The sequence below is a fragment of the Pseudomonas emilianonis genome, from assembly GCF_023072625.1.
Lineage (GTDB): Bacteria > Pseudomonadota > Gammaproteobacteria > Pseudomonadales > Pseudomonadaceae > Aquipseudomonas > Aquipseudomonas paraveronii.
The window spans coordinates 1-10,598 of sequence record NZ_JAKNRV010000175.1 but is presented as its reverse complement, the minus strand read 5'-3'; the positions used below and the strand labels follow the sequence as shown (position 1 = coordinate 10,598).

Sequence of the window (10,598 nt, the reverse complement as noted above, 5' to 3'; positions counted from 1 at the left end):
GGCGGCTCCTGAAACGCCCGCTGGCGCTGCAGCAGCGCATCACGCACGGCGGGCAGCGCGGCAACCTGGGAAGCCCAGGAACCGACTTGCTCGTTACGCAGGTCATCGGTCACATCATCCCCTTCCAGGATGATGCGCTGGGGATGACCTTCTGTCGCACCGACGAACTGCACGTCAAGGTGCGCTGCCAGCAGCTTCAGGGATTCTTCGTTGGTCAGGTCGACGCCGTGGTTGCGGGCAGCAAACGCCAGCAGACGGTACAGCGCGCCGGAATCCAGCAGGCACCAGCCCAGGCGCTTGGCCAGGATGCCGGCGATCGTGCCTTTGCCCGAGCCGCTTGGCCCGTCGATGGTAATCACCGGTGCTTTGATATTCACAATTGAGCCTCTTGGGCAACACGGATGCCGACTTGGGCACACAGTGTAAGAAAATTCGGAAAAGACGTAGCGACATTGGCGCAGTCACGAATACGAATCGGCGCCGTTGCTCGCAGCGAAGCCACGCTGAACGCCATCGCAATCCGGTGATCGCCATGGGCATGGACCTCACCACCGCCCATCAGGCCACCGTCAATGATAATCCCATCAGGGGTGGGTTCACACTTCACGCCCAGCGCCAACAGACCGTCGGCCATGACCTGGATACGGTCGGACTCCTTGACGCGCAGCTCTTGCGCACCGCGTAAGACGGTTCGCCCTTCAGCGCAGGCAGCGGCAACAAACAGCACGGGAAACTCATCGATCGCCAGCGGCACCAGCGCTTCGGGGATCTCGATCCCTTTCAGCGCGGCAGCACGTACCCGCAGGTCGGCCACCGGCTCGCCGCCCACTTCGCGCGGGTTTTCCAGGGTGATATCCGCGCCCATCAGCCGCAGGATGTCGATTACCCCGGTGCGCGTCGGATTGATCCCGACATGTTCCAGCAACAGCTCGGAACCTTCGGCAATCGAAGCCGCCACCAGGAAAAACGCCGACGAGGAAATATCCCCCGGCACTTCAATATGAGTGGCAGTCAGTGCATGGCCCGACTCGACCGTCGCCGTTGCACCTACCACCTCCACCGGATAACCAAAACCGCGCAGCATGCGCTCGGTATGGTCACGGGTCGGGGCCGGCTCGGTGACGGAGGTCTTGCCCTCGGCATACAGGCCCGCCAGCAGCAGGCAGGATTTGACCTGCGCACTGGCCATCGGCAGCGTATAGGTCAGGCCTTTCAACTTCTGGCCACCACGAATGGTCAGCGGCGGACGCCCTTGCGGGCCGGTTTCGATCACTGCGCCCATTTCCCGCAGCGGCTCAGCCACGCGGCTCATCGGGCGCTTGGACAGCGAAGCATCGCCGGTCAGCACGCTATCGAAGCTCTGTGCGGCGAGCAAGCCGGACAGCAAGCGCATGGACGTGCCGGAGTTGCCGAGATAGATCGGCCCCGGCGCAGGCTTCAAGCCATGCAACCCAACACCATAAATGATCACGCGCCCATGGTGCGGCCCCTCGATCACCACGCCCATGTCGCGAAACGCCTGCAAGGTCGCCAGGGCATCCTCACCCTCAAGGAAACCCTCGACTTCGGTCACGCCCTCAGCCAACGAACCGAGCATGATCGACCGATGGGAGATCGACTTGTCGCCCGGCACCCGAATACGCCCGCTCAAGCGGCCGCCCGGGTTGGCGAGGAAAGTCAGGTCATCGGCGTTCACAGCGGTTTCCATGTAGGCCCGGCGTGCCAGGATCTTGCTGAAATGTTCACGCGCCACCCGCGCACGGGTAAACACGCCCAATAACTGGTGGCCATCCCCGGCATCGACCGCGTCGCGCAAGGCGTCGAGGTCGCTGCGAAAGGTGTCCAGGGTGCGCAACACAGCCTCGCGGTTGGCGAGGAAGATGTCGTGCCACATCACCGGGTCGCTGCCGGCGATCCGCGTGAAATCGCGAAAGCCACCGGCGGCATAGCGGAAAATCTCGAGATTTTCGTTGCGCTTGGCCAACGAATCCACCAGGCCGAACGCCAGCAGATGGGGCAGATGACTGGTCGCCGCCAGCACTTCATCGTGGCGCTCGACCTGCATATGTTCCACATCCGCGCCCAGCTCGCGCCACAGACGATCGACCACCGCCAAGGCTGCCGGATCGGTTTGCGCCAGCGGCGTCAGAATCACTTTATGGCGACGGAACAACTGCGCATTGGACGCCTCCACCCCGCTCTGCTCGGAACCGGCAATCGGGTGGCCCGGCACAAAACGCGCGGGCATGCCACCAAAGGCCTGCTGCGCCGCACGCACCACATTGCCCTTGGCACTGCCGACGTCGGTGAGGATCGCCTGGCCGAGATCCATGCCGGCCAGCACCGTCAGCAACTTCTCCATGGCCAGGATCGGCACGGCGAGCTGGATCACATCGGCGCCCTGGCACGCGAGCGCCAGGTCGGCTTCACAGCGATCAACGACCCCCAACTCAACCGCCAACTTGCGCGATTGCGGGTCCAGGTCCACGCCGACCACTTCGCCACACAACCCGCTCTCGCGCAGGCCTTTGGCGAAGGAACCACCGATCAAGCCCAGACCGACCACCACCAGGCGACCGATCATAGGCACAGCAGGTTGCAATGCAGTGACATCAACCACGAGCCAGAACCTTGGCCAGCGCCTCCAGGAAGCGACTGTTCTCAGCCGGCAGACCGACGGTGATGCGCAGGTGGTTCGGCATGCCGTAGTTGGCCACCGGACGCACGATCACGCCTTCGCGCAGCAAGCCTTGGAAAACCGGGGCCGCCACCTGGCCGAGATCGACGCAGATGAAGTTGCCCTTGGACGGAATCCAGCCCAGGCCCAGCTCACGAAAGCCGGCCTGCAACTGCAGCATGCCGCTTTCGTTGATGCGACGCCCTTCTTCCAGGTACTCGGCATCCTGCAACGCTGCGCAGGCCGCCGCGAGGGCGAGGCTGTTGACGTTGAACGGTTGGCGCACACGGTTGAGCACATCGGCCACCACCGCCGTCGACAGGCCGTAGCCGACGCGCAGCGATGCCAGGCCATAAGCCTTGGAGAACGTGCGCGAAACCAGCAGGTTCGGGTAGGCCGCGAGGAAATCCAGGCCGTCGGGCATGTCGCTGCCTTCGGCGTACTCGATGTAGGCCTCGTCCAGCACCACCAGCACATGCTCCGGCACATCCTGCAGGAAGTCGTTCAATGCCTGCGCATCGAACCAAGTACCGGTCGGGTTATTCGGGTTGGCGATAAAGACGACACGGGTCTGCGCATCGATCGCCGCCAGCATGGCCGGCAGGTCGTGGCCCCAGTCCTTGGCAGGAATCACCCGCGCTTCGGCACCGACGGCCTGGGTGACGATCGGGTAGACCGCAAACGCGTGTTCGCTGAACACGGCGTTCAGGCCCGGCGCCAGATAAGCACGGCCGACCAGTTCAAGAATGTCGTTGGAGCCATTGCCCAGGGTCACCTGATTCAGCTCGACCCGGCACTTTTGCGCCAGCAGGGACTTGAGGGCAAAGCCGTTGCCATCCGGATAACGGGTCAGCTCGGCCAGCTCTTCACGAATCGCCGCCAGCACCTTGGGGCTTGGGCCCAGCGGGTTCTCGTTACTGGCCAGCTTGACGATCTTCGCCGGGTCCAGGTTCAACTCACGCGCCAGCTCGTCCACAGGTTTGCCTGGAACGTAAGGCGACAGTTGCTGCACGCCCGGCTGCGCCAGGGCGAGGAAGTTGCCACTCATGTTAACGCCTCACAAAACCGCTTTCGGGTAAGAGCCCAGCACCTTGAGTGCCACAGCTTCCTGACTGATTTTCTCGAGCACGCTTTTGACCAGCGGGTCGCGGTGATGGCCGACGAAGTCGATAAAAAACACATAGGTCCATTTACCGCTGCGCGAAGGACGAGTCTCGATGCGCGTCAGGTCGATCCCGTTGTCGTGGAACGGCACCAGCAGTTCATGCAGCGCGCCGGGCTTGTTGCTCATGGAGACGATGATCGAGGTCTTGTCGTCGCCGGTGGGCGGCACTTCCTGGCTGCCGATCATCAAGAAGCGCGTGGAGTTGTCCGGGCGATCCTCGATTTTCTCGGCCAGGCGCGTCAGGCCATACAGGCCCGCGGCCATATCACCGGCAATCGCCGCCGAGTTCCACTCACCCTTGACCCGCTTGGCCGCTTCGGCGTTGCTGGACACCGCCACGCGCTCGACATTCGGGTAATGCGCATCCAGCCACTTGCGGCACTGGGCCAGGGACTGGGCGTGGGAGTAGATGCGGCTGATGCTATCGGTCTTGGTGTTTTCACCCACCAGCAAGTGGTGGTGGATGCGCAGCTCGACTTCGCCGCAGATCACCATGTCGTGCTCAAGGAAGCTGTCCAGGGTGTGGTTGACCGCGCCTTCGGTGGAGTTTTCCACCGGCACCACGCCAAAATTCACCGCACCGGCCGCCACTTCACGGAACACTTCGTCGATCGCCGCCATCGGCTTGCTGATCACCGCGTGACCGAAGTGCTTCATGGCCGCCGCCTGGGTGAAGGTGCCTTCCGGGCCGAGGTAAGCCACTTTCAGCGGCTGCTCAAGCGCCAGGCAGGAAGACATGATTTCACGGAACAACCGCGCCATCTCTTCGTTGCCCAACGGCCCCTTGTTGCGCTCCATCACGCGCTTGAGCACCTGGGCTTCACGCTCCGGACGGTAGAACACCGGCACTTCGCCTTCCGCCAGGGACGCCATCTTCACCCGCGCCACTTCCTGGGCGCAGCGCGCGCGCTCACTGATCAGCTCCAGGACTTTCTCGTCCAGGCTGTCAATGCGCACGCGTAGGGCCTTGAGTTCTTGCTCAGACATTAGCCGTGTTCCTTTTCGAACTCTGCCATGTAGGCCACCAACGCGTTGATGGCGTTGATATCGACAGCGTTATAGATGGAGGCGCGCATGCCGCCTACCGAACGGTGACCCTTGAGGTTCAGCAGGCCACGCGCCTCGGCACCGGCCAGGAACGGCTTGTCCAGGCGGTCGTCGGCCAGACGGAACGGTACGTTCATCCATGAGCGGTCGGTCAGGTTGATCGGGTTGCTGTACAGGCCGCTGGCGTCGATGAAGTCGTACAGGGTGCGCTTCTTCACTTCGTTGAGCTTGCCCATGGCGGCAACACCGCCCTGCTCTTTGAGCCACTCGAACACCAGGCCCGAGAGATACCAGGCAAACGCCGGCGGCGTGTTGTACATCGAGCCGTTGTCGGCCGCAACCTTGTAGTTGAGCATGGTCGGGCACAGCGAGCGGGCGCGACCGAGCAGGTCTTCACGGACGATGTTGACCACGACGCCGCTCGGGCCGATGTTCTTCTGCGCGCCGGCGTAGATCATGCCGTAGCGGGACACATCGATCGGCCGCGAGAGAATGTCCGAGGACATGTCGCACACCAGCGGCACGTCACCCACTTCAGGCACCCAGTCGAATTCCAGGCCGCCGATGGTTTCGTTGGCCACGTAGTGTACGTAGGCCGCATCCTTCGACAGCTTCCACTCGTTCTGACCTGGAATCGCGAAGTAATCGTAAGGCTTGGCGGTACCAGCGATGTTGACGTTGCCGTAGCGCGCGGCTTCTTCGATGGCTTTCTGCGACCAGATACCGGTGTCGATGTAGTCGGCCGTGCCGTCTTCCGGCAGCAGGTTCAGCGGCAATTGGGCGAACTGCTGGCTCGCGCCGCCCTGCAGGAACAGGACCTTGTAGTCGGAGGGGATGTCCAGCAAGTCGCGCAGGTCCTGCTCGGCCTTGGTGGCGATGGACACGAACTCATCACTGCGATGGCTCATTTCCATCACAGAGAGGCCTTTTCCATGCCAATCGAGGAGTTCACCCTGCGCGCGCTGCAGGACTGCTTCAGGAAGCGCCGCGGGACCGGCACAGAAGTTATAGGCTCTCTTGCTCACATCCAATCTCACTCTGATCTGGTGGGGTGGTGCAATAAATCGGTTTTTAATACTTTCACAAGGGACAAACAACAAGGGGGCGAATCTTCATCCGCCCCCTGCTTGTCCGCTTATTCCTGCGGTTCTTCTTCGTCTGCGGCAGCGTCGAGGGTCGGTTCGTCGACGTTGTCATCGCCGGTTGCGATCACCTCGCCGTCAAATTCCTCGCCTTCCAGTTCTTCGCCTTCGACTTCAGACGGTTCCTGAACGCGCTCCAAACCTACCAGCGTCTCGTCGCTGGCCAGCTTGATCAGCGTCACGCCCTGGGTGTTACGACCCAGGCTCGACACTTCGGCAACACGGGTACGCACCAGGGTGCCCTGGTCGGAAATCAGCATGATCTCCTCGCCATCGAGCACCTGGACCGCGCCGACCAGACGGCCGTTGCGATCGTTGCTGACCATGGCGATAACACCCTGACCACCACGCTTGTACTCCGGGAACTCGCTGATGGCGGTACGCTTGCCATAACCACGCGCCGAAGCGGTGAGGATCTGGCTGCCTTCTTCCGGGATCAACATGGAAATCAGCTTCTGCCCTTCCGGCAGGCGCATGCCGCGCACACCGCGGGCGGTACGGCCCATGGCTCGCACGTCGGACTCTTTGAAGCGCGTCACTTTGCCGCCATCGGAGAACAGCATGACTTCACGCTCGCCATCGGTGATGGCCGCGGAGATCAGTACGTCGCCTTCATCCAGCTCCAGGGCGATCAGGCCCACGCTGCGTTGACGGCTGAAGGATTCCAGCGGGGTCTTCTTCACGGTGCCCTTGGCGGTGGCCATGAAGATGAAGTGACCTTCGGTGTATTCCTCGACCGGCAGCATGGTGGTGATGTATTCATCACTGTCCAGCGGCAGCAGGTTGACCAACGGACGACCACGGGCGGCGCGGGAGGCTTCCGGGATTTCGTAGGTTTTCAGCCAGTACACCTTGCCCTTGCTGGAGAACAGCAGCAGCGTGGTGTGGCTGTTGGCGACCAGCAGGTGAGCAATGTAGTCCTCATCCTTCACGCCGGTAGCCGATTTACCTTTACCACCACGACGCTGGGCCTGATACGCAGCCAATGGCTGGGTTTTGGCATAGCCACCGTGGGAGATGGTCACGACGCGCTCTTCTTCCGGGATCATGTCACCCAGGGTCAGGTCGAGACGGGCATCAAGGATTTCGGTGCGGCGCACGTCGCCGTATTCGGCACGGATCACTTCCAGTTCTTCGCGGATCACTTCCATCAGGCGCACGGCGCTGTTGAGGATGCGGATCAGCTCGCCGATCTGGTTGAGGATCTCCTGGTACTCGGCCAGCAGCTTCTCGTGCTCCAGACCGGTCAGGCGGTGCAGGCGCAGTTCCAGGATGGCCTGGGCCTGTTCCGGCGACAGGAAATACTTGCCCTCGCGCAGACCGTATTGCGGGTCCAGGGTCTCGGGACGGCAGGAATCGGCGCCGGCACGTTCAACCATCGCCACGACGGCGCTGGATTCCCACGGCATCTTGATCAGCGCTTCCTTGGCTTCCGACGGAGTCGGCGAAGCCTTGATCAGGGCGATGACCGGGTCGATGTTCGACAGCGCAACCGCCTGGCCTTCCAGGATGTGGCCGCGCTCGCGGGCCTTGCGCAGTTCGAACACGGTACGGCGGGTCACGACTTCGCGACGGTGACGGACGAAGGCTTCCAGCAGATCCTTGAGGTTCAGGATGCGCGGGCGACCGTCGATCAGGGCCACGACGTTGATACCAAACACGCTTTGCAGCTGGGTCTGGGCGTAGAGGTTGTTGAGGATCACCTCAGGCACTTCGCCACGACGCAGCTCGATCACGACGCGCATACCGTCCTTGTCGGACTCGTCGCGCAGCTCGGTGATGCCTTCGAGCTTCTTCTCCTTGACCAGCTCGGCGATCTTCTCGATCAGACGCGCCTTGTTCAACTGGTAAGGCAGCTCGGTGATGACGATCTGCTGACGGCCACCGACCTTGTCGATGTCTTCGATCATCGAGCGGGCGCGCATGTAAATGCGGCCACGACCGGTGCGGTAGGCTTCGATGATGCCGGCGCGACCGTTGATGATCGCGGCGGTCGGGAAGTCCGGACCGGGGATGTATTGCATCAGCTCATCGATGGTCAACTCAGGGTTGTCGATGAGGGCCAGGCAACCGTCGATGACTTCACCGAGGTTGTGCGGCGGGATGTTGGTGGCCATGCCCACGGCGATACCGCTGGAGCCGTTGACCAGCAGGTTGGGAATCCGGGTCGGCATGACCGCCGGGATCATTTCGGTGCCGTCGTAGTTCGGCACCCAGTCCACGGTTTCTTTGTGCAGGTCGGCCAGCAGCTCGTGCGCCAGCTTGGTCATGCGCACTTCGGTGTATCGCATGGCTGCGGCGTTGTCGCCGTCGACCGAACCGAAGTTGCCCTGGCCGTCTACCAGCAGGTAGCGCAGGGAAAACGGCTGGGCCATCCGAACGATGGTGTCGTACACCGCAGTGTCGCCGTGAGGGTGATACTTACCGATCACGTCACCGACAACACGGGCAGATTTCTTGTACGGCTTGTTCCAGTCGTTACCCAGCTCGCTCATCGCGAACAGCACACGCCGGTGCACGGGCTTCAAGCCATCGCGCGCATCAGGCAGTGCCCGACCGACAATTACGCTCATCGCGTAGTCGAGGTAGGACTGTTTCAGCTCGTCTTCGATATTGACCGGGAGGATTTCTTTGGCCAGTTCGCCCATGAGAAGCCTGATTCCTTTTTCGGGTGAAACCTCGTCACATCCATATGGGACGAACGAAGCTCGCCGCTGCCGGCATGGTGCCTGGCAACGACTTACGACAAATCAACGAGTTATGACACGGATCTGCACGTTAAGGGCAGCCCCTCGGGGCGACCCTGGAAACCGCCGGATGTTATCACAATCGCCGCCACGCACCTATCCCCCTGACGGGCATGGAGCATAGTAAGTTGACGGATGACAGGCTTGACGACGACGAGAGGGCCTCAGAGCCGGGGTGGTGCTGTTTTTGCGGTGCAGATCCGAAGGATTTATGGCCTTTTGAGGCCAATCGGCAGCAAGCCCCCTCCCACACTCCAATTGTGAACACAGTCAAAATGTGGGAGGGGGCTTGCCCCCGATGGCAATCTGACAGTCGCCAAAGCCCTCAATGCAGCCGCTTACGGCACATCAACTGAGCGATTTTGGCGGTGTCCGGCCGTTCGACAACGCCCTTTTCAGTAACGATCACATCGATCAAGTCGGCCGGGGTCACGTCAAACACCGGGTTGAAGGCATTCACATCGGCGGCGAAGCGCTGGCCGGCGACTTCCAGCAACTCGCCCGCATCGCGCTCTTCCAGGGCCACGTCGTCGCCCGCAGCCATCATCAGGTCCAGGGTCGAACTCGGCGCCACCACCATGAAACGCACGCCATGGTGCATGGCGCACACCGCCAATTGATAGGTGCCGATCTTGCCGATCACATCACCATTGGCCGCAATGCAGTCGGCGCCGACGATCACCCAGGTCACGCCCTTGGTCTTGAGGATGTGCGCGCCCGCCGAGTCGGCGTTGACCGTGACGGGGATGCCGTCGCCCGCCAGCTCCCAGGCGGTCAGCCGCGAACCTTGCAGCCAGGGCCGGGTTTCGTTGGCGTAGACCTGCTCGACCAATCCCTCCAGAAAGGCAGCACGAATCACCCCGAGGGCCGTACCGAACCCTCCCGTCGCCAGGGCGCCTGCGTTGCCGTGGGTCAGGATCGCCTGAGCGTTGCCCTGGTGCTTGCGAATCCGCTCGACGCCCAACTGGGCCATGACGAGATTGGCTTCGCGGTCGCTTTCATGGATCGCAATAGCTTCGGCTTCCAGCACAGCCAGCGGATTGGCGTGTTTCTTGAGGCGGTCCAGGCGGTCGCGCATGCGTTTGAGGGCCCAGAACAGGTTCGCAGCGGTCGGGCGAGTATCGGCACATGGTGGATCTGGTGTGGGTGGTGCTGTTTCCGTTGGTTTACGTGATTGGATGAGGTGCCGATGACCGCTTCCCAAGGGCTGATCGTGTGTTGGGCCGCGTTGGTGGTGCTCAGCGTCGGCACCGTGCTGGCCGGCGGCTCAGGGCTGTGGCTGGCGGTTTTGCTGCTGGCGGTGGTCAAGGCGTGGATGATTGCCGATGGGTTCATGGAGTTACGGCATGCCCCCAGGTTTTGGCGCGCTCTGGTGCTGGGCTGGCCTGTCGTTTTGGTGTTGGTGGTGGGGCTCGTCTAGGTTCGGAGTGCCCAAGATCAAAAGCCAAAGCGAGGCGGCGGTATAGCCGACTTGATCCTGGAAGCCGGGCCCGGTCACGTGTGGGAGCTGGCTTGCCTGCGATGGCATCGCCTGAGGTGTCTGAATCGCGGACACCTCCGCTCTGTGTGCTTTGGGAAAAGCCTTACGACCCTCTCGGAAAGTCTCACCTGAGCAACACGTTAGTCGCGTGATTTGATTCCGGCCTTTTCAGGCAGGGATTGCAGGCATGACTGACGCGTTTTGGGCCGCCCGCGAAGGCGACGCGCTGCTGCACACCTCAATGATGGCCGATGTTCTCGGCGGTGTGCTGGAAGTCGCGGCCTATGCCGCCATCACGTCCGTACGATCTATCGCCGTCGCGTAGCTCGACAACGTATAA

General features: G+C 62.1%; 8 protein-coding genes and 1 pseudogene. 2 read left to right on the top strand and 7 right to left on the bottom strand.

The genetic code is table 11. From position 1 onward, the window contains the following. The 7 genes and pseudogenes from L9Z73_RS17620 to mtnA all read right to left on the bottom strand — a co-directional run. A partial coding sequence (locus L9Z73_RS17620; RefSeq protein WP_247403416.1) for a (d)CMP kinase occupies positions 1-377 on the bottom strand: 377 nt, incomplete at its 3' end. Beyond that, positions 374-2,584, bottom strand: a complete 2,211-nt coding sequence (locus L9Z73_RS17615; protein WP_247403419.1) for a bifunctional prephenate dehydrogenase/3-phosphoshikimate 1-carboxyvinyltransferase — start codon at positions 2,582-2,584, stop codon at positions 374-376. The genes L9Z73_RS17615 and L9Z73_RS17620, both read right to left, overlap by 4 nt. A gap of 28 nt (positions 2,585-2,612) precedes the next feature. Further along, positions 2,613-3,725 carry a histidinol-phosphate transaminase gene (gene hisC / locus L9Z73_RS17610; RefSeq protein WP_247403413.1) on the bottom strand — a complete coding sequence of 371 codons (1,113 nt, stop codon included), beginning with the start codon at positions 3,723-3,725 and terminating at the stop codon, positions 2,613-2,615. Between the two features lie 9 nt (positions 3,726-3,734). Then, positions 3,735-4,829 (bottom strand): prephenate dehydratase, encoded by a 1,095-nt coding sequence (gene pheA / locus L9Z73_RS17605; RefSeq protein ID WP_247403410.1) that lies wholly within the window; start codon positions 4,827-4,829, stop codon positions 3,735-3,737. Beyond that, on the bottom strand, positions 4,829-5,914 hold the full coding sequence (serC, locus tag L9Z73_RS17600) for a 3-phosphoserine/phosphohydroxythreonine transaminase (RefSeq protein WP_177031812.1): 1,086 nt from the start codon (positions 5,912-5,914) through the stop codon (positions 4,829-4,831). The genes pheA and serC overlap by 1 nt, the downstream gene beginning before the upstream one ends. 110 nt (positions 5,915-6,024) lie before the next feature. Next, positions 6,025-8,679, bottom strand: a complete 2,655-nt coding sequence (gene gyrA, locus L9Z73_RS17595; RefSeq protein ID WP_247403407.1) for a DNA gyrase subunit A — start codon at positions 8,677-8,679, stop codon at positions 6,025-6,027. A 424-nt stretch (positions 8,680-9,103) separates the two neighbouring features. Continuing rightward, positions 9,104-9,904: pseudogene (mtnA, locus tag L9Z73_RS17590) on the bottom strand (S-methyl-5-thioribose-1-phosphate isomerase); the annotation flags it as partial. 63 nt (positions 9,905-9,967) lie between these two features. Here mtnA and L9Z73_RS17585 point away from each other — a divergent pair. Further along, positions 9,968-10,198 carry a cytochrome C oxidase subunit IV family protein gene (locus L9Z73_RS17585; protein WP_247403404.1) on the top strand — a complete coding sequence of 77 codons (231 nt, stop codon included), beginning with the start codon at positions 9,968-9,970 and terminating at the stop codon, positions 10,196-10,198. 247 nt (positions 10,199-10,445) lie between these two features. Further along, on the top strand, positions 10,446-10,583 hold the full coding sequence (locus tag L9Z73_RS17580) for a hypothetical protein (RefSeq protein ID WP_247403401.1): 138 nt from the start codon (positions 10,446-10,448) through the stop codon (positions 10,581-10,583). Positions 10,584-10,598 lie beyond the last annotated feature (15 nt).